The organism is Pseudomonas turukhanskensis (assembly GCF_027922365.1).
Lineage (GTDB): Bacteria > Pseudomonadota > Gammaproteobacteria > Pseudomonadales > Pseudomonadaceae > Aquipseudomonas > Aquipseudomonas turukhanskensis.
Genome location: NZ_BSFN01000001.1, coordinates 444264 through 467491, shown reverse-complemented (window position 1 = coordinate 467491; position 23228 = coordinate 444264). Strand labels below are relative to the sequence as shown.

General features: G+C 61.9%; 22 protein-coding genes. 12 read left to right on the top strand and 10 right to left on the bottom strand.

The window, feature by feature from the left end; translation table 11 throughout:
- Positions 1-18 precede the first annotated feature (18 nt).
- The 5 genes from PKE98_RS02080 (at position 19) to PKE98_RS02060 (ending at position 5157) form a co-directional block, all read left to right on the top strand.
- Positions 19-1122 (top strand): extracellular solute-binding protein, encoded by a 1104-nt coding sequence (locus tag PKE98_RS02080; protein WP_271193610.1) that lies wholly within the window; start codon positions 19-21, stop codon positions 1120-1122.
- The gene (locus PKE98_RS02075; protein WP_271193609.1) at positions 1115-1576 is read left to right on the top strand and encodes a DUF3237 domain-containing protein; all 462 of its coding nucleotides are present in this window, start codon (positions 1115-1117) and stop codon (positions 1574-1576) included. Before PKE98_RS02080 ends, PKE98_RS02075 begins: the two co-directional genes overlap by 8 nt.
- Positions 1577-1823: 247 nt before the next feature.
- Positions 1824-2618, top strand: a complete 795-nt coding sequence (locus tag PKE98_RS02070) for a TorF family putative porin (protein WP_271193608.1) — start codon at positions 1824-1826, stop codon at positions 2616-2618.
- A gap of 21 nt (positions 2619-2639) precedes the next feature.
- Positions 2640-4505, top strand: coding sequence for a CocE/NonD family hydrolase (locus PKE98_RS02065; protein WP_271193607.1), 1866 nt, complete (start codon positions 2640-2642; stop codon positions 4503-4505).
- 64 nt (positions 4506-4569) lie between these two features.
- Positions 4570-5157: a DUF3237 domain-containing protein gene (locus PKE98_RS02060; RefSeq protein WP_271193606.1), complete on the top strand. Its 588-nt coding sequence runs from the start codon at positions 4570-4572 to the stop codon at positions 5155-5157.
- Positions 5158-6170: 1013 nt separating this feature from the next.
- Here the strand turns inward: PKE98_RS02060 and mhpT are convergent.
- From mhpT to PKE98_RS02040, 4 genes are all read right to left on the bottom strand, one after another.
- Positions 6171-7361 carry a 3-(3-hydroxy-phenyl)propionate transporter MhpT gene (mhpT, locus tag PKE98_RS02055; RefSeq protein ID WP_271193605.1) on the bottom strand — a complete coding sequence of 397 codons (1191 nt, stop codon included), beginning with the start codon at positions 7359-7361 and terminating at the stop codon, positions 6171-6173.
- A 63-nt stretch (positions 7362-7424) separates the two neighbouring features.
- On the bottom strand, positions 7425-9299 hold the full coding sequence (locus PKE98_RS02050; RefSeq protein ID WP_271193604.1) for a feruloyl-CoA synthase: 1875 nt from the start codon (positions 9297-9299) through the stop codon (positions 7425-7427).
- 104 nt (positions 9300-9403) lie between these two features.
- Positions 9404-10852 carry an aldehyde dehydrogenase gene (locus tag PKE98_RS02045; protein ID WP_271193603.1) on the bottom strand — a complete coding sequence of 483 codons (1449 nt, stop codon included), beginning with the start codon at positions 10850-10852 and terminating at the stop codon, positions 9404-9406.
- A 28-nt stretch (positions 10853-10880) separates the two neighbouring features.
- Positions 10881-11711, bottom strand: coding sequence for a p-hydroxycinnamoyl CoA hydratase/lyase (locus tag PKE98_RS02040; RefSeq protein ID WP_271193602.1), 831 nt, complete (start codon positions 11709-11711; stop codon positions 10881-10883).
- A gap of 245 nt (positions 11712-11956) precedes the next feature.
- Here PKE98_RS02040 and PKE98_RS02035 point away from each other — a divergent pair, with 245 nt between their 5' ends.
- Both PKE98_RS02035 and PKE98_RS02030 read left to right on the top strand, forming a co-directional pair.
- Positions 11957-12427, top strand: coding sequence for a MarR family winged helix-turn-helix transcriptional regulator (locus tag PKE98_RS02035; protein ID WP_271193601.1), 471 nt, complete (start codon positions 11957-11959; stop codon positions 12425-12427).
- Between the two features lie 5 nt (positions 12428-12432).
- Positions 12433-14022 carry a tannase/feruloyl esterase family alpha/beta hydrolase gene (locus PKE98_RS02030; RefSeq protein WP_271193600.1) on the top strand — a complete coding sequence of 530 codons (1590 nt, stop codon included), beginning with the start codon at positions 12433-12435 and terminating at the stop codon, positions 14020-14022.
- A 119-nt stretch (positions 14023-14141) separates the two neighbouring features.
- On the opposite strand, the gene PKE98_RS02025 is transcribed toward PKE98_RS02030, so the two are convergent.
- The 3 genes from PKE98_RS02025 to PKE98_RS02015 form a co-directional block, all read right to left on the bottom strand.
- Entirely contained in the window at positions 14142-15221 is a 1080-nt protein-coding gene (locus tag PKE98_RS02025) for a polyamine ABC transporter substrate-binding protein (protein WP_271193599.1), read from the bottom strand.
- A 102-nt stretch (positions 15222-15323) separates the two neighbouring features.
- A complete protein-coding gene (locus PKE98_RS02020) occupies positions 15324-16175 on the bottom strand; it encodes a sugar phosphate isomerase/epimerase family protein (RefSeq protein ID WP_271193598.1) in 852 nt (283 codons plus the stop codon).
- 15 nt (positions 16176-16190) lie between these two features.
- Positions 16191-17195: a fatty acid desaturase family protein gene (locus tag PKE98_RS02015; RefSeq protein ID WP_271193597.1), complete on the bottom strand. Its 1005-nt coding sequence runs from the start codon at positions 17193-17195 to the stop codon at positions 16191-16193.
- 138 nt (positions 17196-17333) lie between these two features.
- On the opposite strand from PKE98_RS02015, the gene PKE98_RS02010 reads away from it, so the two are divergent.
- From PKE98_RS02010 to PKE98_RS01990, 5 genes are all read left to right on the top strand, one after another.
- Positions 17334-18227 carry a LysR substrate-binding domain-containing protein gene (locus PKE98_RS02010; RefSeq protein WP_271193596.1) on the top strand — a complete coding sequence of 298 codons (894 nt, stop codon included), beginning with the start codon at positions 17334-17336 and terminating at the stop codon, positions 18225-18227.
- A gap of 186 nt (positions 18228-18413) precedes the next feature.
- Positions 18414-19643, top strand: coding sequence for a sensor domain-containing phosphodiesterase (locus PKE98_RS02005; RefSeq protein ID WP_271193595.1), 1230 nt, complete (start codon positions 18414-18416; stop codon positions 19641-19643).
- A 108-nt stretch (positions 19644-19751) separates the two neighbouring features.
- Positions 19752-20288, top strand: a complete 537-nt coding sequence (locus tag PKE98_RS02000; RefSeq protein WP_271193594.1) for a DUF3455 domain-containing protein — start codon at positions 19752-19754, stop codon at positions 20286-20288.
- 87 nt (positions 20289-20375) lie between these two features.
- Complete coding sequence (locus PKE98_RS01995) at positions 20376-20915, top strand: sigma-70 family RNA polymerase sigma factor (RefSeq protein ID WP_271193593.1); 540 nt, start codon at positions 20376-20378, stop codon at positions 20913-20915.
- Positions 20912-21613 (top strand): anti-sigma factor, encoded by a 702-nt coding sequence (locus tag PKE98_RS01990; RefSeq protein WP_271193592.1) that lies wholly within the window; start codon positions 20912-20914, stop codon positions 21611-21613. Before PKE98_RS01995 ends, PKE98_RS01990 begins: the two co-directional genes overlap by 4 nt.
- A 283-nt stretch (positions 21614-21896) precedes the next feature.
- On the opposite strand, the gene PKE98_RS01985 is transcribed toward PKE98_RS01990, so the two are convergent.
- From PKE98_RS01985 to PKE98_RS01975, 3 genes are all read right to left on the bottom strand, one after another.
- Positions 21897-22451 (bottom strand): DUF2442 domain-containing protein, encoded by a 555-nt coding sequence (locus tag PKE98_RS01985; protein ID WP_271193591.1) that lies wholly within the window; start codon positions 22449-22451, stop codon positions 21897-21899.
- Positions 22448-22687: a DUF4160 domain-containing protein gene (locus PKE98_RS01980; RefSeq protein ID WP_271193590.1), complete on the bottom strand. Its 240-nt coding sequence runs from the start codon at positions 22685-22687 to the stop codon at positions 22448-22450. The genes PKE98_RS01985 and PKE98_RS01980 overlap by 4 nt, the downstream gene beginning before the upstream one ends.
- Before the next feature lie 186 nt (positions 22688-22873).
- Positions 22874-23134, bottom strand: a complete 261-nt coding sequence (locus PKE98_RS01975) for a BrnA antitoxin family protein (protein WP_271193589.1) — start codon at positions 23132-23134, stop codon at positions 22874-22876.
- Between the last annotated feature and the right edge of the window lie 94 nt (positions 23135-23228).

Genomic DNA, 23228 nt, shown 5'->3' with positions numbered 1-23228 from the left:
CAACCCCTTGGAGTTGCCATGAAAAATGTGTTGAAACACAGCGTGCTCGCACTACTGATGAGTGGCGCCAGCATGGTTGCCCATGCCGAAAAAATTGGTGGCGAGCTGCGCATCTACAACTGGATCGAGTACCTGCCCAAGGACGTGCTGGAGGACTTCAAAGCGCAGACCGGCATCAATGTGCTCTACGACGTGTTCGACAGTCCACAGACCCTCGAAGCCAAGCTTCTAACGGGTACGGCGGGCTATGACGTGGTGTTCCCCAGCAGCAGCCAGGTGCCCAATCTGGTCGGTGCCAATGCCCTGCAGCCGCTCGACCGTCAGCAACTGCCGCACTGGAACCAGCTCGACCCGGCGTTCATGGCGCAGCGCGAGCAGCTCGATCCCGGCAACCGCTACGCCGTGCCCTACCTGTGGGGCAGCACCTTGCTCGGCTACAACAAAGCCAAAGTTGAAGCCGTGCTGGGTAAGGACGTCGACATGCGTGACTACGACCTGCTGTTCAAACCCGAGAACATCGCCAAGCTCAGCCAATGCGGCGTGGCCATTCTCGACAGCCCGGATGAGGTGGTGCCTATCGCGCTGCACTACCTGGGGCTGAACCCGAGCAGCAGCAACCCGGCCGACTATGCCAAGGCCGAAGCCCTGATTAAATCCATCCGCCCCTATGTGCGTTATTTCAACTCGGCCAAGTACCCGCAAGACCTCGCCAATGGTGATATCTGCGTAGCACTTGGCTGGTCGGGCGGCATGCTGGCTGCGCGCACCATGGCGGCAGCCGCGAACAACGGCATTGATATCCGTATGGCCTTGCCGCGCCAAGGCACGCTGCAATGGTCGGACGATATGGTCATACCCAAAAGCGCAAAAAACGTTAAGCAAGCGCACGTCTTTATCGACTACCTGCTACGCCCGGAAGTGATCGCACGCATCACCAATCAGATCGGTTACCCCAACCCCAACCCGGCGAGTACTGCGCTGATTGACCCGCAGCTACTCACCGATAAAAACCTGTTCGTGCCCGAGGCCGACCGCCATCTGCTGTTTCAGATCGAGCCACCGAAACTGGCCGCGCAACGGTTGCTGACACGGCTGTGGAACCGGATTCGCTCCGATGCCTGAGCCCGCCCTGCAATTGGCCATGTACCTGAGCGTGCGCATCGGTGCCGCCATTGAACGCGGCCGTACCGACCAGGGCCAGCGGATCGACTACCCGATTCTCGGTGGCCGGTTCGCAGGCCCGGGCCTGGCCGGGGAAGTGCCCGCCGGCGGTGCCGACTTTTATCTGGAACGCGACGACGGCAGCGGCGTGCTCGATGCCCACTACCACCTGCACTGTGACGACGGTGCGGTGATTGGTGTGCGCAACCGCGGGCTACTGACGCTGACCGAAGAAGGCCAGCGGCTGGCACAGCGCCAATGGCCAGTGCCTGAAAGTGAATATCGCTGCCGCTGCGCGCCGCAGTTTCACACTGACAGCCCGCGCTATGCCTGGCTCATGCGCCACCTGTTTATCGGCAAGGTCAGTTACCCCAGCCACGACCAGGTGTGCATCGAGTTTTACCGAGTGGATTGATACGCGCCACCCAACCTGAAAACAGGAGTAATGAGCACCACCAAGACGACCGACAGCCCACCTGCACCACCGAGCAGCGCCCCTTCGTACAAGAAAAATTTCGACTCGAACCTTCGAGCCGGCGGGGTCGCTTTGCCCGAAAAAACATAAAGCCCTCCCGCAACCGTGGCGATGGGCGACAAACAACAACAGATCCACCCGCGGTTTTTTCTGCCACATCAATCACAACAAAACGGAGCAGAAACACATGAACAGATTAATCAAATGGGGCCTTGCCAGCGCAGCCCTGAGCTTTTCCCTCAGCAGCCACGCCCTCGACCTGACCCCCGAGCTCATGCTGAACCTGAACCTCATTGCAGCCAGCGACTACCGCGTCGGCGGTTTTTCCCTCACTCAGGGCAACCCCGTGCTGCAAACCGTCGGCAACCTGGTGCACAAGCCGACCGGGCTGTTCGCCGGCGTCTTTACCAGTAACGTCGACTTTGGCACCGACACCCGCCGCGAGTACGACTACTTCGTGGGTATTGCCCGGCCACTGAGCGAGAACACCCGCTTCTCCCTGGCCTACGTCGCCTATGACTACCCCAAAGACAGCTGGGTCAATTTCAACGAATGGGTAGGCACCTTCAGCTACAAAGGCGCTACCGCCGGCTTTAAATACACCAACAACCTGCAGAATCCTCCGGCCCTGGAAGAAGCCCAGGCAGCTCTGGCGCCGCTGGGCATCAAGGTGCCCGACCGCGACAACGACCGGATCATCACGTGGGTTGAATACACCCAGCCCATGCCGTACCAAAGCCTGTTGAATGTGCGCTACGGCTATAGCGATACGCACGATGAAATGGCCTACCGCTCTGGCAGCGGTGACTACCGCAGCACCTATTACGACTGGAGCGTGTCACTGAGCAAACAGCTGTTGGGGCTCGACTGGAAAGCCACCTACATCGACACCGACCTCTCGAAGGCTGAATGCATGTCCGCGTTCGGCCGCGCCGGCGATTGCTCGGCCACTGTCGTGGCTTCAGTTTCCAAATCCTTCTAATTGTTCTGGGGCAGTTCTCCTATGTACTCGAATCTTCTTACTTATCCCCTGCGGCTCGGCACCCTGGCCCTGGCCTTGTCGATGGGCACCAGTGCCGTTGCGCTGGCCCAGGCTGCGCAAAGCGAAGGGTTGCCGCCAGCCGAGCGCAGCTACCAACCCTTTTGGGCCAAGCGCGTCACCGGCTATTTGAAAGCGGCCGACGGCACCGAGCTGCGTTACTCGGTACTGCTGCCCAAAGCCGAGGGCAAGTTCCCGGTGCTGGTGCGCTATAGCGGCTATGACTCCGGCAGCATCGGCGGCGCCGCGTATCTGGGCGACAACGAAACCTTCTCGGTCACCACCGATAAACAACTGGTCGAGCAAGGCTATGCGGTGATGGGCGTGCAAGCCCGCGGCACCGGTTGCTCGCAAGGCACCTTCGACTTCCTCGGCCCGCAATACGGCACCGATGGCCGTGATGCCATCGAGTTTGCTGCAAGCCAGAGCTGGTCCGACGGCAACATCGGCATGTTCGGCTGGTCCTGGGCCGGCATGTCGCAGCTGATGACCGCCGAGGAACAACCCAAGCACCTGAAAGCCATCGCCCCCGGCATGGTGCTCGGCGATGCCCGGGGCGATAGCTGGGCACCGGGCGGCGTGCCCAACCAGGAATTCACCACCACCTGGCACTGGTTCGTCGACCAGCGCTGGGAGGCGGTGAAGGCCAGCGCCAACGCCGAAAACGACGAGCGCTGCCTGAAGCAAGTGGCCGAAAACCAGGGCAAGGTGGTGGCTACTTCGCTGATGTACAACATGATCCGCCACCCCCTGCGCGATGAGTGGGTGCAGCAGCGCAGCGCCCCGCGCGATCGCGCCGCCCGCATCAAGGTGCCGGTGCTGTCCATGCAAGCCTGGCAGGACGAGGCAGTAATGGCCCGCGAGGGTTACTACCAGGAACGCCTGGACCCCAAACAGCTGTGGATGGTGCAAGCCAGCGGCGGCCACAACCTGTATGAGTCCGAGCGCTTTCGTAAGAAGCTCGTCGCTTTCCTCGACCACTTCGTCAAGGGTCAGAGCAACGGCTTCGAAAAAACGCCGCGTGTAGAGGTGTGGCAAGAAACCGTGGCCGAAAACCGCGAAGGACGCCACGGCGCCAACGAAACAGCCCACCCTACATGGACCATTGAACGCGACAGCTTCCCGATCAAGCCCAAGGCGGTGACCTTCGCCCTCAGCGAAAACGGCCAACTGATCGAAAACGGCAAAGGCAGCGGCGCCCCGGATGGTTACAACTATCCGATCCCGGGCCCCGAGGTGAACACGTTTCTTAAAGACCACGCCTGGGGTCCGCAACATCCGATCTGGCGTGAAGGCAGCCTGGCCTACACCAGTGCGCCGCTGACCCGCGACCTGCTGACCTACGGCACCGCCAGCGCAGACATCTGGCTGACCACCTTCCTGTCACCCGATGCTGACCTGCAAGTAACGGTCACCGAAGTACGCCCGGATGGTCAGGAGGTATTCGTGCAACGGGGTTGGCTGCGCATGTCGGCGCGCAAGCTCGACGAAGCGCGCTCTACCCCGCTTCGCCCTTGGCTGTTGGATACGCCGGATGCCATCCAGCCCATGCTGCCCAATGTTCCGGCGCTGGGCCGCATGGAAATTCCGCCGTTCTCCCATGCATTTCGCAAGGGCTCAAAGCTGCGTATCTGGATCGACGCCCCATCCCGCACCGGCGGCTATGGCTTCAACTACTTCTCCATTACCAGCCGCAACAGCGTGGTGCACGACGACGCGCACCCCTCGCAATTGGTACTGGGCGAGCTGACCGGCATCGCTGTTCCAAGCGCCCTACCGGCCTGCGACACCTTGCTCAAGCAACCTTGCCGTCCAGATCCATTGAAATAACTCACCCCTCACCGTCGGGACTCTCACCCGACGGTTCTTCCCAAAATCGTACGAGACACAACACATGAAACTCCAACACACCTTATTGAATACCTGCACCGGCCTCGCTTTGCTGTTGGCGGCCACCATGGGCCACGCCGCCGAACTGAAGGAAAAAGTCGCCAACCGCCTGACCAACGACCTGGTGCTGCAAATCAATGTGCAACTGGGCCCGCGCGAAGAAATGGGCAAAGGCCCGGACGGCCTGCGCCTGAACTACCCGATAGCCGGCGGCACCTTTATCGGCAAAGACATCGACGGCAAAGAAATGAAAGGCACCGTGGTGCCTGGTGGCGCCGATATGTCGGTGATGCGCGAAGACGGCGTTACCCGCATCAACGCCCTGTACCGGCTGAAAACCGATGACGGTGAAATCATCATCATCGATAACGCCGGCATCTGGCGCATGAACGAGTCTGGTCTGGCCAAAAAAGCCAAAGGCCTGGAGCTCAAAGACATGAAAGAAACCGACTTCTACTGCCGCACCGTACCGGCCTTCAAAACCCAGCCGGGCAAACATGCGTGGATGAACGACTACATTTTTGTCGGCACCATTGATGGTGTTAGCGAGCATGAAGTGTTGATCAGCGTGTACCGCATGGGCGGCGCGTAAGTTACCCGCACACAGAAATCGCGGCCTTGGCGCCGCGATTTTTTTTGCCTGCTCGCGGGCCAATACCACCGTCATTCCAGCGAAGGCTGGAATCCAGATTCTTTCAGGCGTACACGTTCGCTCCAAAATTCTGGATTCCTGCCTGCGCAGGAATGACGTGGATTTGCGGGCGAAGACCACCGTCATTCCAGCGAAGGCTGGAATCCAGAGTCGTTCAGGACTGCACCGTTCGTTCCGCAATTCTGGATTCCTGCCTGCGCAGGAATGACGTGGATTTGCGGGCGAAGACCACCGTCATTCCAGCGAAGGCTGGAATCCAGAGTCGTTCAGGACTGCACCGTTCATTCCAAAATTCTGGATTCCTGCCTGCGCAGGAATGACGTGGATTTGCGGGCGAAGACCACCGTCATTCCAGCGAAGGCTGGAATCCAGATTCTTTCAGGACTGCACCGTTCGTTCCAAAATTCTGGATTCCTGCCTGCGCAGGAATGACGGGGATTTGTGGGCGAAGATCACGTCATTCCAGCGAAGGCTGAATCCAGAGTCGTTCAGGCGTGCACCGATCGTTCCGCAATTCTGGATTCCTGCCTGCGCAGGAATGACGGGGGTTTGTGGGCGAAGACCACCGTCATTCCAGCGAAGGCTGGAGTCCAGAGTCGTTCAGGCGTACACCGTTGGTTCCGCAATTCTGGATTCCTGCCTGCGCAGGAATGACGGGGGGGTTGCGGGCGAAGATCACGTCATTCCAGCGAAGGCTGGAATCCAGAATCTTTCAGGCGTACACCGTTCGTTCCAAAATTCTGGATTCCTGCCTGCGCAGGAATGACGGGGGAGTTGCGGGCGAAAGATGTTTTACCTGGCCTCTGCGCGTTTCAATTACCCAATAAAAGCGTCCAGGCTACAGCTCCGTTTTGTGCGCAAAAAAACCGCGTTACAACGGTCAAGTCGTAGCGCGGCAAAGGTCATCCTCAGTCGAAGCCAGTGGAGCTGAGGAGTCTGTCGCTCGGGTTAATTCAGGCCTGGCTGTCACGCTTCAACAATACGGCCGCCGCACAGGCGGCAATCGCCACCAGCGGCGAAGCGGCGAGCAGCAAACCGCTTACGCCCGCACCGGCCGCCAGCAATTGCCCCGCCGCCAACGGCCCGCTCATGGAGCCCAGACGCCCCACCGCCACCGCAACGCCTACACCGGTGGCGCGCACCGGCGCGGGGTACAGGCGTGGCGCCAGCGCATAGAGAATCAGCTGGCCACCCACAGCGCAGGCACCTGCAGCCAACCCGGCTACGTACAACCCGTGAAGGGACTCAACGGTACCCAGTGCCAGCAGCGCGGCCAGCATGCCCACGTACGCCAGCACCACGGCCAGCAAGGCCTTGCCCTGGTCCATCAAACGCCCGGCCAGCAACGAGCCGGCGACGCCGCCAATGTTGAACAGCACTTGAATGGTGGCGGTATCCAGCCGGCTTAACCCGCGCGAAATCAGCAAGGTCGGCAGCCAGTTGAGCAGCATGTAGAGAATGGTCAGGGTGCAGAAACAGGCCCCCCACAACAGCAGTGTCGAAACACCGCGGCGCTGGCCGAGCAAGTGCTGGGCAATGGCGCCCACGGGCAGTGCCTGACTGTGCCGCGTGGCCGGCGTTGGCAGCCAACGCATCAGCAATAGGGCAATTACCAACGGCGCAACGCCGCCCACATAAAACACCAGGCGCCAGTCACCACTGACGGCAAACATGCCGATCAGCGCGGCGACCGCGCCGCCTAACGGCACCCCGCAATAGGTCAGGCTCACCGCCAGGTTACGCAGCCCCGGGCTGGCCACTTCCGATGACAGCGCAATCAGAATCGGCAGCGCCGCGCCCATGCCCAACCCGGTGACCAGCCGCGCCGCCAGCAGGTGCTCGTAAGTGGCGCTATGGGCAGTCAGCAAGGAGAACAAACCGAACAGCACCACCGCCGCAATCAGCACACTTTTGCGCCCGAAGCGGTCGGCCAGCCAGCCTCCGAACACCGCGCCAGGCAGCAAGCCGAATAGGCCCGCGCTAAATACCCAGCCCAACGCGGCCGGGCTCAGGTTAAAGCTCTGGGCCATGGCCGGCGCGGCGACGCCCACCGCTTGCAGGTCTAGCCCTTCGAGCATGGCAACGATAAAACACAAGGCGATGGTGCGCAGCGACGAGTCGGTCTGCGCAAATGACGTGGGCATAGAAACCTCGATTGTTATTGTTGGGTGCCGCGCCCCACCGCCCATGGCGGGGGGCGGGAAAGATCAGGCCTGGTAGCGGATGATTTGCGGTGCCTGGCCGCGATACAGCGCTTCGACCAATGCGCTGCGGTGCTGCAATACGGCGCGTTGGTTGAGCGAGCCTTTGTCGGTGATTTCACCGCGGTCTATGGAGGGCGCCTCGCTCAATAGGCTGATCCATTCCAGCCGATTGGCGTTGCCGGTGGCCTGGCGGTTGAGGCGCTGCAACCAGGCGGCGAACCAGGCGCGCACGCGCTCGTGGGCCAGTACCTGAGCGTCGCTGGCCGCCGCTGGCAAACCTGCCAGCGCACGGCAGTCGGCCAGGCGCGGGAACACCAGCAAGCCCAGGCATTCGCGGTCCGGCCCAGCGACCACCACGTCTTGCACGTAGGGCGTGCCATCAAGCACCGCGCGGTTTCGCAGGGGCCCGACGCTGACGAACACCCCGGAGGACAGCTTGAAGTCTTCGGCAATGCGGCCGTCGAACATCAGGCCCAATTCGGGCTGCTGGGGATCAGCGAATTTCAGCGCATCGCCGGAGCGGTAGAAGCCTTCGCTATCGAAGGCTTCCAGGGTTTGCTGCGGCGAACCCCAGTAGCCGGCCATGATGTGCGGACCGCGAAAGCGCGCTTCCAGCTTGCCGTCCACCGGCACCAACTTGGTTTCGCAGCCGGGTGCCGGCAGGCCGACGTATCCGGCCATCGACAACGGCCCGGTGGTGAAAGTGCACGAGGGCGATGCCTCGGTCATCCCCAACCCGGCCATCATGCGGATGCGTTCGCCGCACTGCTGTTCGGCCACCCGGTCGAGGCGGTCCCAGATGCTTTGCGACAAGCCGGCAGCGGCGAAGAAGAACAGCTTGGCCTTGGCAAAAAAGCGCGTGCGCAATTCGCTGTCCTGCTCCAACGCATTAACCAACTCTTCCCAGCCCTTGGGCACGGTGAGGTAGGCGGTGGGCGAAATGGCCTTGAGGTTCTTCAACGTGTCGGCCATGCCCTGCGGTGTCGGCTTGCCGTGGTCGATATACAGGCTGCCGCCGTTGTAGAGCACGATGCCGACGTTATGGCTGCCACCAAAGGTGTGGTTCCACGGCAACCAATCCACCAGCACCGGCGGCTCCAGCGCGAACTCGGGGAAGGTCTGCAACAGCATCTGCTGGTTGGCGCAGAGCATGCGCTGCGTGGTGGGCACGGCCTTGGGCAGCTTGGTGGAGCCGGAGGTAAACAGGAACTTGGCGATGGTGTCGGGGCCGGTTGCCTCAAAGGCCAGGTCGGCGGCGGCGACATCGGTGGGCGTGAGCAGTTGGGCAAAACTCACACTCGGGCGGCCGGGCACTGCTCCCCGGGTGAATACCAGGGGCAGGTCGGGCGCCAGCAGTTTCTCGATGGCGCGCTGGTAGGGCTGGGCATCATCGGCGAACACCAGGCCAGGCTGCAGCAGGTCGAAGATATGGCGCAGTTTTTCCAGGTCTTGCGACAGCAGCGAATAGGCCGGCGACACCGGGCAATACGGCACGCCGACGTACTGTGCGGCGAACGCCAGCTGCAGGTGCTCCAGGTCGTTGCCGGAAAGAATCACCAGCGGGCGCTGCTCGCTCAGCTCGTAACCCAGCAGGGCTTGGCCAATGGCGCGCACGCTGGCGAGCATGTCGCCGTAAGACAGGGTTTGCCATTGGCCATCGTCACCACGCTGCGCCGCAAAAACAGCCTCGGGTTTTACCCGCGCCCAATGCACCAGGCGCTCAAGTAAACGCGCCGGCAATGGCCGCAACTGCTCTTGCGGGCGCAGATAAATCGAGCCGTCGGCAGCGTGGGTAATCGCCACCCCCGGGCTGCCGATGGCCACTTCGCGATAGCGCACCACGTGGTCGGCGTGGGCTGCTACTGGATCTCCATTCACGTGCCTTTCCTCTGTCCGGCGCCCGCACACACGCCAGGGCGGCGCGGGCGCTCACTTGTTTTTGTTATGTCGGGATACTGCGTCGTTGCTAGTTTTTGCTGCGCTCAAATCGGGTAATGGCGGGGGCCGTTCTGCACCGTCACCCAGCGCAACTGGGTGAAATGTTCAATGGAGGCCCGGCTGCCAAAGCTGCCGTAGCCACTGGACTTCACCCCGCCAAAGGGCATTTGCGCTTCGTCGTGCACGGTGGGGCCGTTGATATGGCAGATGCCCGATTCCACCCGCTGCGCCAGCGCCAGGGCGCGCGACACATCGCGGCTGAAAATCGCCGCCGACAGGCCGAATTCGGAGTCGTTGGCCAGGCGCAGCAACGCCTCGTCGCCCTCACCGCGCAGCACCACCGCCACCGGGCCGAAGGACTCTTCACGGTACAGGCGCATGCTGTCGGTGACGCCGTCGAGCAACACCGGCTGCATGATGCTGCCGTGCAATCCGCCACCGGCGGCCAGGCGTGCGCCTTTGCTCACGGCATCGTCCACCAGGGTTTGAATGCGCTCGCCGGCTGCCGCGTCGATGAGGGAGCCGAGCACCGCAGTCGGGTCATCCGAAGGCCCCGCACGCAGCTCGGCCACCTTCGCGGCAAGCTTGTGCACAAACGCATCGGCCACCTTGGTATCGACAATCAGGCGCTCGGTAGACATGCAGATCTGCCCCTGATTGAAGTAGGCACCAAAGGCCGCAGCAGCGACTGCAGCATCCAGGTCGGCATCCTCCAGCACCAGCAGCGGCGCCTTGCCACCGAGCTCCAGCAAGGCCGGTTTCAACTGCCGCGCGCACAGCTCGGCGACGATGCGCCCCACATGGGTGGAGCCGGTGAAATTCACCCGCCGCACCGCCGGGTTGGCAATCAAGCGGGCGACGATGGCGGGGGCATCTTCCGGGGCGTTGCAGATCACATTTACCACCCCGTCACCGAGGCCGGCGTCATGCAGCACCTGGCCGATCAAGCGGTGGGTAAACGGGCTGGCTTCGGAGGCCTTGAGCACCACCGTGTTGCCGCAGGCCAACGGCATGGCCAGGGCGCGTACGCCGAGAATCACCGGCGCATTCCACGGCGCAATGCCCAGCACCACACCGCAGGGTTGGCGCAGGCCCATGGCGAAGCTGCCGGGCACATTGGAGGGGATGACCTCGCCCAGAATCTGCGTGGTCATCGCCGCCGCTTCGCGCAACATGCCGGCGGCCAGTTGTACGTTGAAGCCATACCAGTTGGCGGCCGCACCGGTTTCTGCGGCGGCAGCCATAAACTCGCCGGCGCGGGCTTCCATCAGTTCGGCGGCCTTGAGCAAGCGCATGCGCCGCTCGCCGGGCGCCAGCGCTGCCCACGCCGGAAACGCACCCTGGGCTGCCGCCACAGTGGCATCGGCATCGTCGAGGGTGGCGGCTGCTACCCGTGACACCACCTCACCGGTGAACGGGCTCAGCCGGTCGAAGGTGCGGCCATCGGCAGCAGCAGCTGCCTTTCCGGCAATTAACAACGGCACGTCGAACATGAAAACCTCCTGGCGGTTAAGGGCGTGATCAGCGCTTATAGGCTTGCAGACCCGGCTTGATGCTCTTGTCGTCGAGGAACTGTTTCATGCCCTCCTCGCGGCCGCCTTCGGTGTCCAGCAGGCGCGACTGATCGAGCTTGGCGTAGAGGTAATCCTCGTTCTGCTCCCAGGTGAGTTCGCGGCAACGCTTGAAGCCGATCTTGGCCGCGCGCAGTACCACCGGGTTTTTCTCCAGCAGATTGTTGGCCAGCTCCAGCACGGTTTCACGCAGCTGCGCCAACGGCACGCTCTGGTTGACCAGGCCCATGGCCGCGGCTTTCTGCCCGCCGAAGGTTTTGCCGGTCATGATGTAGTACAGGGACTCGCGGTGGCCGCAGGTGTCGGCCATGGCCTTGCTCACCAGGTTGCCCGGCGGAATACCCCAGTTGATTTCCGACAGGCCGAAGGTGGCTTCATCGGCACAGATGGCCAGGTCGCACGCCACCAGCGGGCTGAAGCCGCCACCAAAGCACCAGCCGTTGACCATGGCGATGGTCGGCTTGGTGTACATGCGCAGCAGCTTCCATTGCCAGTACGAGGCTTCGCGGCGGATTTTCTCCTGAAGGATTTCCGGGCCGGCGTCCACTTCGCGGAAGTACTCCTTGAGGTCCATGCCGGCAGTCCACGACTCACCGGCACCGGTCAGTACCAGCACGCGAGCTGCGGCGTCCTGCTCCAGGGTTTCCAGCACGTCGGCCATTTCGCGGTTGAGGGTGGGGCTCATGGCATTGCGCTTATCCGGGCGGTTGAGCGTGACCCAGGCAATGCCCCCGTCCACGTCCACTTTCACGGTCTGCCAACGGCCTTCGTAGGTACTCATGTCACTGCCTCATGTCTGGGTTAGATGAGGCGAAATTAAGCCGCTTTTTTAGTTATGTCAATTAACTATATTTTCATTTTTCCTCGCCTTATATCTGCCTTTAGCCCAATAAAATAGAGCTAATCCCTGATAAACACTGACGTTATCGATTAATTTAAATAACCAAATCGCAAGAACACCTGTGCGGGCGAGTCAAAAAATTATTAACATGCCTAACCAGTTTTCCCCGCCCTCAGGACCTTTCCATGCCCCGCAAAGCCAAAACCCAGGCGCCGCCAGCCGACCCGGCCACGCTCGACAGCGCCTTAGGCAACCTGGTGGGGTATGTGATGCGTCGGGTACAGCTGAAGATCTCGCAGCACCTGGCCACCCGCCTGGAAAGCCATGCCATTCGCCCTGCGCAGTTCACGGCGCTGAGCATCATCGAGCAGTCTCCGGGCCTGATGCAGGCCGACCTGGCCAAGGCCCTGGCCATCGAGCCACCGCAAGCGGTGTTGATGGTGAACAAGCTGGAAGAACGCGGCCTGGCAATGCGCGTGCGCAGCAACCCGGACAAACGCTCCTACGGCCTGTTCCTGAGCAAAGCCGGCGAGCAAATGCTGAAAACCTTGAAAGAGGTGGTGGTGCAAAGCGACCTGGATGCCACGGCCGCTTTGAGCGCGGAAGAGCGGGAGCAGTTGCTCACCTTGCTCAACCGGCTGTACCGCGAAGGCTGATGCGCATGCGCAGCGTATTTCAGGCGCTGTGCCTGCTGGTACTAAGTGCCGCCGCCCACGCCGCGCCGCCCTTACCCGTGGTGCAACCGGTCATGGCTTGCGCCGCCCTGGCCGGCTTCGACCTCAGCGCCATCGGCGGTCCTGGCAGCCGGGTTACCACGGCGAAGGAAACCACCGCCAACAACAGTGCGGTCTGCGCCGTGGTCGGCGTGCTGGCGCCGAGCATCGGCTTTCGCCTGCAGTTGCCGCTGCGCACCTGGAACCAGCGCTACCTGCAAATCGGCTGCGGCGGTTTCTGCGGGCATTTCGTCAGCACCACCTTCGCCGCCGACGGTTGCGCACCACTCACCAGCGGCGGTTTTGCCACGGCCACCACCGACATGGGCCACCAAACCGCCGGCGGTGCCTTTGGCCATGACCCGCAGCAGCGTATCGACTTTGCCTACCGCGGCGTGCACCTGACGGCGCTGGCGGCGAAACGGCTTATTGCCCAGTTCTATCGCCAGGCGCCGGCATTCTCGTATTTCAGCGGCTGCTCCGACGGCGGCCGCGAAGCACTGATGCAAGCCCAACGCTACCCGGACGAATTCGACGGCATTCTTGCCGGCGCGCCCTCGCTGATTTTTGTGGTGCAAAACGGCCTGTATCACCCCTGGCAGGCCAGGGCCAACCTGGACGACAGCGGCAAGCCGATTCTGCTGGCCAGCAAATTGCCGCTGCTGCACCAGGCCGTACTGAAACAATGCGACGGCCTCGACGACCAGATCGATGGCCTGCTGAGCGACCCGCGCGCCTGCCAGGTGGACCTGTCGGTGCTGCAATGCACGCCGGGCGCCGATGCAGCGACCTGCCTGAGCAACGCTGAAATCGGCGCCGTTCGGCGTCTATACGACGGCCCCCGCGACAGCGCCACAGGCGAGCGCCTCACCATCGGCGGCCCGCAACCGGGCTCGGAGTTGGCGTGGGGACTGTTTGTACCCGGCAACGCCGAGCACCCCACCAATAGCCAACTGGTGGCACAGGAGGCCCTGAGCGCAGTGGTGTTCGAGCCCAATCCGGCCGAAGGTTTTCGCGTCGCCGACCTGCCATTTGATCGCGCCACGCTTGATCGATTGCGCGTTACGCACCCGCTGTACGACGCCAGCAATCCCGATCTGTCGGCCTTCGCCAACGCCGGGCACAAGCTGCTGCTGTGGCACGGCTGGTCAGACCAGCACATTACCCCGCTCAACAGCATCGCCTACCACGAGGCGTTACATCGCCAGTTGGGCAGCGTGCAGACGGAGGCATTCGAGCGTTTGTACCTGCTGCCCGGCATGTACCACTGCGCCGGCGGCGAAGGACCTTCGCAACTAGACCTGCTGACGCCATTGATGCAGTGGGTGGAACAGGGGCAGGCACCGGCGGGCATCGTCACCCAGGTACCGGGCACAGGCGCGAGCCGCCAGGTATTTCCGTATCCGGCGGTTGCGACTTATGACGGGAAGGGGGATCCGAAGCAGGCCAGCAGCTATCGGGCCGGGCCGGCGTTGGTCACGCCGCCACCGGTGCGCTGGTTGGGCGAAGACTGGCTGAAACCTTTCGCCCCCCGCTGACGGCGCAATGCCAGCCTTGGCGGTTCGCCGTCAGGCCGCCTGGTGCGCGGAGCACACCCTACCTGTCAGCGTTGAACCCGTAGGGTGTGCGCCGCGCACCAAGCGATTTCAACCTGACCTCACTTCTGCGCGCGAAAATCCGCCCAGGCGCGGGTCCGCTCACGCAGCACCTTGGCCGGCAGCATCTCTTCGCTGAACAACTTCGCCCGCACCTGCTGCGGCGGGTAGATGTTCGGGTCTTCGCTCACGGCCTTGTCCAGCAACGGCGTGGAGGCCTTGTTGGCGTTGGCGTAGTAGAGCGAATTGGTCAGCTCGGCCATCGACGCGGGGCGCATCATAAATTCGATAAAGGCCTTGGCCGCTTCGGGGTGCGGGGCGTTGGCGGGCATGGCCATGGAGTCGGCCCACATCAGCGTGCCTTCACGGGGAATGCGGTAAATCACTTCGAAGTTCTGCTTGGTTTCAGCCACTTGTGCTTGCGCGGTGCTGGCGTCGCCGCTGTAGGTCAGTGCGATGCAGATGTTGCCGTTGGCCAGGTCCGTACTCAGGGTGCCGTAGCCGATATAGCGCACGTTGGGGCGCAGTTTAGCCAGCAACTGCTGCGCCGCTTTGAGGTCGGCGGGGTCTTTGCTGTAGGGCGATTTACCGAGGTAGTTCAGGGCAATGCTGATCACTTCCTGAGGGGCATCCAGCACGGCGATGCCGCAGTCTTTGAGTTTGCTGGCGTACTCGGGTTTGAACAGCAGATCGAGGCTGTCGATGGGCGCATCGGGAATGCGTTTTTGCACGGCTTGCAGGTTCATCGCCAGGCCTGTGGTGCCCCAGGTATAGGGCACGGCGTAGCGGTTGCCGGGGTCAACCTGGGCAAATTTGGCGAGAATTTCCGGGTCGATGTTGTCCAGGCCCTTGAGCGTTTGCGGGTCTACCGGTTGCAGCGCCTTGGCCGGCAACAGGCGGCCGACGATGGTGTTGGTGGGGAACACCACGTCGTAGCCGGTGCGGCCGGTGAGCAGTTTGCTCTCCAGAATCTCCAGGCTGTCGAAGGTGTCGTAGTGCACTTTGATGCCGGTCTCGGCTTCGAAGTCTTTCAGCGCCTGCGGGCCGACGTAGTCGCCCCAATTGTAGATATTCACCACCTTCTCTTCGGCATGCAGCGGCAACGCCATGCCCACCAGCAACCCCAATGCGATCAGTCTCATGCTAACTACCCCGGTTCTGTGTTTTTGGTTGTTATGTGCAGCACAACGGGCAGTACAAATCGGCAACGCGAAGGCCGGTCTAATGCCGGCTCAGAGAATGGATCAGTGGGTGGGTTCAGCCTCCAGTTGCTGCCAGAGTGCTTCGGCCCAGCGCTTGATCGTCAGCGCTTCCTGCCAGCGGTCTGACAGCTCCAGGCCGTCGGCGCCGGTAATAGCATAGGGCGGCGGGCCCAGTTCGCAGAGAAACACGCAGGTGGCATCGGCGCCATTGCGCGCACGCCAACTGGCCATGCCCTCTTTCCACCAGGTTTGGAACTGCTGCACCCAGGGCTGATGCTGGGCAAAGCCGATCTGGATCTGCACCTGTTCGGCTGTGGCGATACGCCCTTGCAGGCAGTCGGTGCGTTCGTGAATGCGTTGGATAAACCCCTGATCGCGGGCGCTGATAGGCAGGGGAAATTCGCGGTCGACCACAAAGTGCGAAAGGTCGGCCGTCAGCTGCAACTCGGGAATGGCATCGAGCACTTCGAGGGTGAAATACAGGTCGTTGAGGATGCCATTGCGATGGGTTTCCAGCAGCAGATCAAAACCCATCGCGCGTGCCTGTTCCAACCAGCGATTGATCAGGGGAATGGCGCCGGCCACGCTCACCGGCATCACCTGGGCGATGGTATTGACCTTGACCGCGTTCACCTCTCGGGCAAATTCCAGCAGCGGCTGCATCTCGTCCATGCGCCGCGGAAACAGGTTGACCATGCTTTTCAAACCGTACTTTTCGAACAGCGGCACGGTCTCGCGGTAGTAGGGCAATTCATCGGTATTGGGGTCCAGGCAGATGCCGGCAAACCCCGCCTCTGCCGCCATGGCGAAGTTTTCTTCATGGCTGCGTTCGGGCTGTGTCGGGTGCTTGAGTTCCATGCCCCACAGCGATTGAAACACTTCAAGTTTTTGCATGCGGCCGCTATCCCATCAAAACGAGGTAAGGAACGAAGCGGCGTTACCACCACTGATATGCCCGGCTTGCAGCAGTGGCAGGTAGTCCGACGAATCCGCCGACGGGCCTTCCATCATCACCACCCGCGACACACGAAACCGGTGGAAGCTTTTTACCTGTGCCCAGAATGGAATCAGCATCTGTTGCTGATCGCCATACAGCTCGCGGTGCACAGCCGGCAGCCGGTACCAGGGCGTGGTCGGTTTGGCGTGGTGGGCATTGTGAAAGCCGAAATTGAGCACCAGCACATTCACCCATAGGTGGCGGACCGACAACGGGTTGCTGAAGGTATGCGCCTGTTCGTAGGTGCGGTCGCCTTTGTAGGGCGCCGGCACTTTTTCAAACAGGGTGGGCGTGCCGCCGTAGTCATGCTGCGGCGCATCCATAAAACGCAGCACCGTCATCATCAGCAGATAGGCCACGGCGTAAAGCAACGCGGCAAACGGGAAAAACCACAGCAACGCCGCGAACAGGCTGCCACGCAACACGATAAACGCCAGGTTGCGCGCACGCTGCGTTTTGCGCTGGGGAATGATAAAGGCGCCGAACACCATCACGCCGTGCATCAGCACATCGTGGGCGGGGATATACAACCACTCCAGCACCTGGATGGTTTTCAGCACCAGCGGGTGGCGGGCAAACCATTTGTCGTACTCGAACCAGATGATGTCGGCGTTATCCACATGGTGGCGAAAGTGCTTGAAGCGGATGTCTTCATAGGTGCCGTAGCAACTGCCGGTCACCCAGGTCAGCAACTTGCCGAGCCGGGCGTTTTGCTCATTGGTTCTGAACACCGTGTTATGCGCGCATTCGTGCAGCAGGTAACCGGCGATGATCATGGCGTGCGCCAGCCACAAGGTGGCCAGCAGGTTGATTGCCAGGTGCGCGCTGAACAGCCCGGCAATGCCCAGGCCATAACCGGCCAGCACATAGGCCAGTGCCAGGCCGTGGTACATGGCGCCGCGGGTTTCCTTGAACATCCCACTCTCCAGACAGGTGCCCCTCACGAGGCATTTCTTGCGGCCCAGAGTGACAAAAAGCCAGGCTTGGGGGATATCAAAAAAACAGCATGCCTGATATGACTAGCACGCATACCAGAACAGCCGCTGAGCCGCGCCATGACCCGCTTTCCTTCCCTCGATGCCTTGCGCACCTTTGTGCTGGCGGCGACTTACCTCAACGTCAGCCGCACCGCCGAGGAACTATGCCTGACCCAGTCGGCCGTCAGCCGCCAGCTCAAACAACTGGAAGCGCAACTCGATGTGCAGCTGTTTCACCGCACCAACCGCGGCCTGGCCCTGACCGATAGCGGGCAGCAGTACTTGTCGCAGATTCAGAAACCCATGCAGCAGATTCACCGCGCCACCGCGCAACTGCTGCCCAGGGCCCGCACCCTGAGCCTGTTTGTGGACGGCGCCTTTGCCCACACCTGGCTGGTGAAACGCCTGCCGCAATTTCGCGCGCAGTACCCGGATATCGAACTGGAGCTCAAGCTCGGTGCCTCGATGTTTACCCTCACCGGCAGCACGCTGGGGAGCGGCGCCGATGTGCAGATCATCTTTGGCAGCCCTCCCTGGCCCGGCTTCACCGCCCAGCCTCTGCTGCGCATGGAGGAATTTCCGGTGTGCAGTCCGGCCCTGCTCAATGGCGACGTGGCCCTGCGCACCCCGGCCGATTTGCTCAACCACACCCTGATTCACGAAGGCGACCGCAGCACCTGGCGCCGCTGGCTCGCCAGTGCCGACGCCCTGCCCTATGAAAGCGCGCGGGCCACCACGGCGCACGACTCGCTCACGTGCCTGAGCATGGCCGTCGACGGCCAGGGCGTGGCCATTGGCGACCCGCTGACTTGCGCCGATTACCTGGCCGCCGGCGTGCTGGTCAAACCGTTCGACCACCAGGTGCTGCTGAGCGAAACCTTCTGCCTGGCGGTGGCCGAAGGGCAACGCAGCCACCCCGGCGTGCAGGTGTTTTGCCTCTGGCTGCAGGGGCTATTTACGCCGCTGGGCTGACTACAGCCCGTCGCGGGCAGCCGCGAAAACCTTCAACTTTCCGCCGGTGCCGTGATCCACAGGCAACCAACGCCCGCGCCGTGTGAACACTCACCTGCATCCGGTCGCAAAATAGGTTGGCCGCAGTGGCCAGTTGCCAAGTTTCGGGCTTTAGTTTCAGGTGTTGTATATCTGGAGGCTCATGGAATGACTGCCGCGCAACTTGCCGACCTAATCGCGTTGAGACCGCAAGGGATCTCTGATTCCAGCTACATCGACCGCGTGCTCAGGGCCCTGCGCACGCATTTGGGCATGGACGTCGCGTTTATCGCCCAGTTTCGTGTGGACGACCGCGTGTTCACCCATGTCGACGCCGAGGGCCCGGCGCCCATCAACCCCGGTGACACCCTGGCGCCTCAGGCCGGCTACTGCCAGCGTGTGGTCGATGGGCTATTGCCGGAACTGATCGCCGACACCTCGCTGTGCCCGCTGGCCATGGAGCTGCCGGAAACCACCGCCATTCCCATCGGCGCACATTTGAGCGTGCCTATCTGGCTGGGCGACGGTCGCCTTTACGGCACCCTCTGCTGCTTCGGCTATGTGGCAGACGAGACCTTGAGCGAGCGCGACGTGCAAGTAATGCGCGTGTTTGCTGACCTGATTGCCGATCAGCTCGACAGCGAGCTCAAGCGTGTGCGTGATCGGGTGCAGAAGCATCGGCGTATTTCCGAGATTCTGGCGGGCGACCAACCCACCATCGTCTACCAGCCCATCCTGGCTTCGCAGACGCTGGAGCTGTGCGGCTGGGAGTGTCTGGCGCGCTTCAACACGCAGCCCCAGCGCAGCCCGGACAAATGGTTTCTCGAAGCAGCCGAGGCCGGGCTGGGTGTAGACCTGGAGTTGCGGGCCATTCAACTGGCGGTCAAAGCGCTCGCCGACCTGCCGGGCCACACCTACCTGGCGCTTAATTGCTCGCCGCAGTTGGTGTACAGCGGGAGGCTGACGCCGCTGCTGCAAAACCTGCCGCCACGGCGGTTGGTGTTGGAGATTACCGAGCATGCGGCGGTGGCCGACTATGTGCGGCTGGAGCAGGCGTTGGCGCCGTTTCGCCAGCGCGGGGTCAGGTTGTCGATTGATGACACGGGGGCGGGGTATGCGAGCATGCGGCACATCCTGGAGCTGAGCCCGGACATCATCAAGCTGGATATGAGTATTACCCAGGGCGTTGATAACGACTTCAAGCGTCGGGCGCTGGCGTCTTCGTTGATCGCCTTTGCGCGTGAGACGGGGAGCAGTGTGGTGGCCGAAGGGGTTGAGACGCAGCAGGAGCTTGAGACCTTGCGGGCGCTGGGGGTGCATAAGATTCAGGGGTATTTACTTGGGCGGCCGCAGCCGTTGGCGCAGGCACTGGAAGCGGTGAGAGCCAAGGCCGGTTAACCGGCCGCCTGCATTATTTTTGCGCCGCTGCATCCAAAAAGCGTTGCCGTGTGTAGTACCTCCAGCAGCCAAATGCGCTGCACGCAGATCCCTACTGGAGAGAACCGCATGAACAACAAAAAACTGCTTGGCCTGGCCTGTACTTCGCTGATCGCCGGCTGCCTGCTGGCACCGGTTGCACAGGCCGCCATGGAATTGCCCGAGAGCGTCAAAGTGCCCGACGGCCACAAGGTGACGCTGGAAACCGTAGGCAAGGGTGAAATCACCTACGAATGCCGTGACAAAGCGGACGCCGCCGGCCAGACCGAATGGTTTTTCGTCGGCCCCAAAGCCGTGCTGAGCGACCGCAGCGGCAAGCAAGTGGGCACCTATTTTGGCCCACCGGCAACCTGGCAAGCCCAGGACGGCTCGAAGGTCACCGGCACTCAGGTGGCGGTCGCGCCTTCCAGTGCCGGCAACCTGCCGTATCAATTGGTGAAGGCCAACCCGGCAGAGGGCAGCGGTGCCATGAGTGGGGTGACGTACATCCAGCGTGTTGCGCTTAAAGGCGGCGTAGCGCCGGCAGCCCCCTGCACCAGCGCCGATAAAGGCAAACGTGAAGTGGTGAGTTACCAGGCCGACTACATTTTCTGGGCCGCCAAATAACCGGAAACGTTCGTGACATATGGGCATTCGCAAAGTCGTCTAGGCTGCTTTGCGCATGCCCCTTCACTCCCTGCGACGGCTCACCCCTTGCCCGAACTCACCTTTGATTACGACGCTACGCTGGCTGCCTGTGCACGCGGCGAGCGCCAAGCCTTGCAGCACTTGTACGAACAGGAAGGCGCACGCCTGCTGGGCGTTGCCCGACAACTGGTGCGAGACACCGCCTTGGCGGAGGACATCGTGCATGACGCCTTTATCAAAATCTGGACCGGCGCTGGCAGCTTCGACCCGCAACGAGGGTCGGCACGCGGCTGGATATTCAGCGTTACTCGCCACCTTGCCTTGAACTACCTGCGCAGCCAGGGCCGAGAAGTACAGGTGCAGGACACCGCTCTCGATGCCCTGGCCATAGCCACTGAACGACTCGACTGGAGCGGCGTAATGCAGGCCGAGCGCATTCACCTGTGCCTGGACCAACTGGAGCCCCAGCGCCGTAGCTGTGTAATTCACGCCTACGTCGACGGTTACTCCCACGCTGAAATTTCACAAAAGCTGGCGACCCCGCTGGGCACCGTCAAAGCCTGGATAAAGCGCAGCCTGGCGGCATTGCGGGGGTGCATGGGATGACGGACGCGCGCGACGCCGAACTCGAGGAACTGGCCGGCGAATATGTGCTTGGCACCCTGGCAGCCGAGGCGCGTGCCCAGCTGCAGCAACGACTGCCGTCCGAACCGGCCTTGCGTGCAGCGGTAGACCGGTGGGAGCAACGCTTGCACCCGCTGACCGAGCTGGCTCCGGCGCAAACGCCTTCCCGCCTGCTGTGGACGCGCATTGAACGCAGCCTTGCATTTGCCCGCCCGGCCCAACCGGTGGCTACTGGCTGGTGGAACCTGCTTGCCCTGTGGCGGGGGTTGAGCCTGCTTGGGCTCACCGCATCATTGGTGCTGGCGGGTTGGCTGGTGATTCGCACCGTGCCGGTGGGTTCGCCTACTTATCTGGTGGTGTTGGTGGCCCCGCAAAGCAATGCGCCGGGCTGGGTGGTGCAAGCGAATGATCCGCGTGAAATCCAGTTGATTCCGCTGGGTAGGGCTGAGGTGCCGGCGGACAAGGCGCTGGAGTTCTGGACCAAGGCCGATGGCTGGCAAGGGCCAGTTTCACTGGGATTGGTTAAGCCTGGGGAGACGTTGCACGTGCCTTTGGACAAGTTGCCGCCGTTGCAGGACAACCAGTTGTTTGAGCTGACGTTGGAGCAAAAGACTGGCTCGCCGATTGGTAAACCGACGGGGCCGGTGCAATTTATTGGGCGGGCGGTGAAGGTGATCTAGGCTGTTGGCATTGCTTGTCGCGGGGGTATTCATTACCGCTTATGCCAAGCGGTGTTGCACGGTCCTGTAGGAGAGGCTTCAGCCTCAATTGCTTTCCCAAATATTGAGGCTGAATGTTGTCGAACGAACAAAGTAGCGCTGGCTACTTGAATAAATATCGTAGGAACAGCTCTGGGAAAAGCGTGGAGACTGACGCGGCGCAGTACCTCGGTGAAATGGCCCGCGCGCTGGTGGATGCCTCTCATCCGTTGGTGTAGGCGCTAGGCGTATAAAAAACGGGGCCTCAGAGGGCTCCGTTTTTGTTGGTGGGCTTGCGCTTGCTGGCGGATTTTTTCGGTTTGGTTGAGGCAGCCTCGACGCAGTATTGCCCGCGCTCGGATTCAGCCACGGGATAGCTACCGGCACCATGCAGCACTTCCCAGCCTTTGCAGGCCAACGCGATGTGGTAGGGAATGGGGTTGGGGCCCGAACTGTAGGCGGTGATAGTGCGGCGGGTGAGGTGCAGTGCCTGGGCCGCGCCGGTAAGCGACAGCCCGTGGCGGTGCATCCAGTCCTTGAAGGCGCGTTTGGGCATCGCCTGGCCCGCTTGCTCCATGGCCAACCGATACAGTGTGGCGGCCGACACTTCGATGTCGCCCGGCCACGCCACGTCAAAGCCCCACTCGCCTACCTGCGCCTGCTGAAATAACGCCGGGTCTTGCAGGGGCGTTAGCACAGCGAAGGTGTGTATCGCTTCAGCCAGGTTTACGTTCAAGGCACGGCCGTCGCTCCAGGTCAGGCGCAGGCTGTGCTTGGCCGGCAGCGGCTCAACGGCGGCAATTCGCAGCTTGCTGTTCATGCGTCGCTCCTGTGGTTTTGTTCGTCCCAAACCCGGCTCAGCAGGGGCTGGTGGTGCAGGGCCCATTCAAGCGCTTCTTTTTGCGCGCGCTTGTTGGCGCCATTACGGCTGACTCTCAGGGGGAGAATTTCCACCAGCGATTCACCATCGGCGGTCTGCAGGTGAAAGTGCGGCGGTGGATGGTCGTTGGGGTAGATTTTGATCTTCCATGCGCCGGTGCTTATCAACGTAGCCATTGTATTCCTGCTAGGGAAATTTTTTCCCTATTAGAAATGGCTCATCGACAACGAACAACCCACGAGCGCGGACAGCGTGCGAAGGCACCTGGACGATTTTTTGTGGGAAAAGTAACCCGGTGTGCTCGGTTTACTGCACCAACGAAAACGGGGCCTCGAAAGGCCCCGTCTTTTAAGTGTTTTGCGCTAGGCGCTGTGCATCTGTTTGGGGTCGTTTTCGACCAGCCAAGTGCTCAGCGCCAGGTTGATGCGCTTTTGCCAATCGCCGCCTGCGCTGCGAAAGGCTTCAAGAACCTGCGGATCGAGTTGCAGGTGCACCTCTTCCGGTTGGCGCCGCTCTTCGCGGGAAAAGGGCGCAGCAAGGCGCGCTTTGGCGGCGGCAGCGGCTGCTTGGGGGTCGCCAAACAGCTCTTCGAGCAATTCGTCGGTACTTTGTAGTTCAGTCATCCGGTTCCCTCTGCGTACCGCCGTGCCCGGCCGGTTCGCTTCAATTCTTCTTTCCACACGCTTGTATCCAGAAATACACAGACAAAACTCCGAC

What these genes read in the sequence shown, in the direction of transcription:
- PKE98_RS02080 (WP_271193610.1), top strand. Translation starts at nt 19, where the DNA reads ATGAAAAATGTGTTGAAACACAGCGTGCTCGCACTACTGATGAGTGGC.
- PKE98_RS02075 (WP_271193609.1), top strand. Translation starts at nt 1,115, where the DNA reads ATGCCTGAGCCCGCCCTGCAATTGGCCATGTACCTGAGCGTGCGCATC.
- PKE98_RS02070 (WP_271193608.1), top strand. Translation starts at nt 1,824, where the DNA reads ATGAACAGATTAATCAAATGGGGCCTTGCCAGCGCAGCCCTGAGCTTT.
- PKE98_RS02065 (WP_271193607.1), top strand. Translation starts at nt 2,640, where the DNA reads ATGTACTCGAATCTTCTTACTTATCCCCTGCGGCTCGGCACCCTGGCC.
- PKE98_RS02060 (WP_271193606.1), top strand. Translation starts at nt 4,570, where the DNA reads ATGAAACTCCAACACACCTTATTGAATACCTGCACCGGCCTCGCTTTG.
- mhpT (WP_271193605.1), bottom strand. Translation starts at nt 7,361, where the DNA reads ATGCCCACGTCATTTGCGCAGACCGACTCGTCGCTGCGCACCATCGCC.
- PKE98_RS02045 (WP_271193603.1), bottom strand. Translation starts at nt 10,852, where the DNA reads ATGTTCGACGTGCCGTTGTTAATTGCCGGAAAGGCAGCTGCTGCTGCC.
- PKE98_RS02040 (WP_271193602.1), bottom strand. Translation starts at nt 11,711, where the DNA reads ATGAGTACCTACGAAGGCCGTTGGCAGACCGTGAAAGTGGACGTGGAC.
- PKE98_RS02035 (WP_271193601.1), top strand. Translation starts at nt 11,957, where the DNA reads ATGCCCCGCAAAGCCAAAACCCAGGCGCCGCCAGCCGACCCGGCCACG.
- PKE98_RS02030 (WP_271193600.1), top strand. Translation starts at nt 12,433, where the DNA reads ATGCGCAGCGTATTTCAGGCGCTGTGCCTGCTGGTACTAAGTGCCGCC.
- PKE98_RS02025 (WP_271193599.1), bottom strand. Translation starts at nt 15,221, where the DNA reads ATGAGACTGATCGCATTGGGGTTGCTGGTGGGCATGGCGTTGCCGCTG.
- PKE98_RS02020 (WP_271193598.1), bottom strand. Translation starts at nt 16,175, where the DNA reads ATGCAAAAACTTGAAGTGTTTCAATCGCTGTGGGGCATGGAACTCAAG.
- PKE98_RS02015 (WP_271193597.1), bottom strand. Translation starts at nt 17,195, where the DNA reads ATGTTCAAGGAAACCCGCGGCGCCATGTACCACGGCCTGGCACTGGCC.
- PKE98_RS02010 (WP_271193596.1), top strand. Translation starts at nt 17,334, where the DNA reads ATGACCCGCTTTCCTTCCCTCGATGCCTTGCGCACCTTTGTGCTGGCG.
- PKE98_RS02005 (WP_271193595.1), top strand. Translation starts at nt 18,414, where the DNA reads ATGACTGCCGCGCAACTTGCCGACCTAATCGCGTTGAGACCGCAAGGG.
- PKE98_RS02000 (WP_271193594.1), top strand. Translation starts at nt 19,752, where the DNA reads ATGAACAACAAAAAACTGCTTGGCCTGGCCTGTACTTCGCTGATCGCC.
- PKE98_RS01990 (WP_271193592.1), top strand. Translation starts at nt 20,912, where the DNA reads ATGACGGACGCGCGCGACGCCGAACTCGAGGAACTGGCCGGCGAATAT.
- PKE98_RS01985 (WP_271193591.1), bottom strand. Translation starts at nt 22,451, where the DNA reads ATGAACAGCAAGCTGCGAATTGCCGCCGTTGAGCCGCTGCCGGCCAAG.
- PKE98_RS01980 (WP_271193590.1), bottom strand. Translation starts at nt 22,687, where the DNA reads ATGGCTACGTTGATAAGCACCGGCGCATGGAAGATCAAAATCTACCCC.
- PKE98_RS01975 (WP_271193589.1), bottom strand. Translation starts at nt 23,134, where the DNA reads ATGACTGAACTACAAAGTACCGACGAATTGCTCGAAGAGCTGTTTGGC.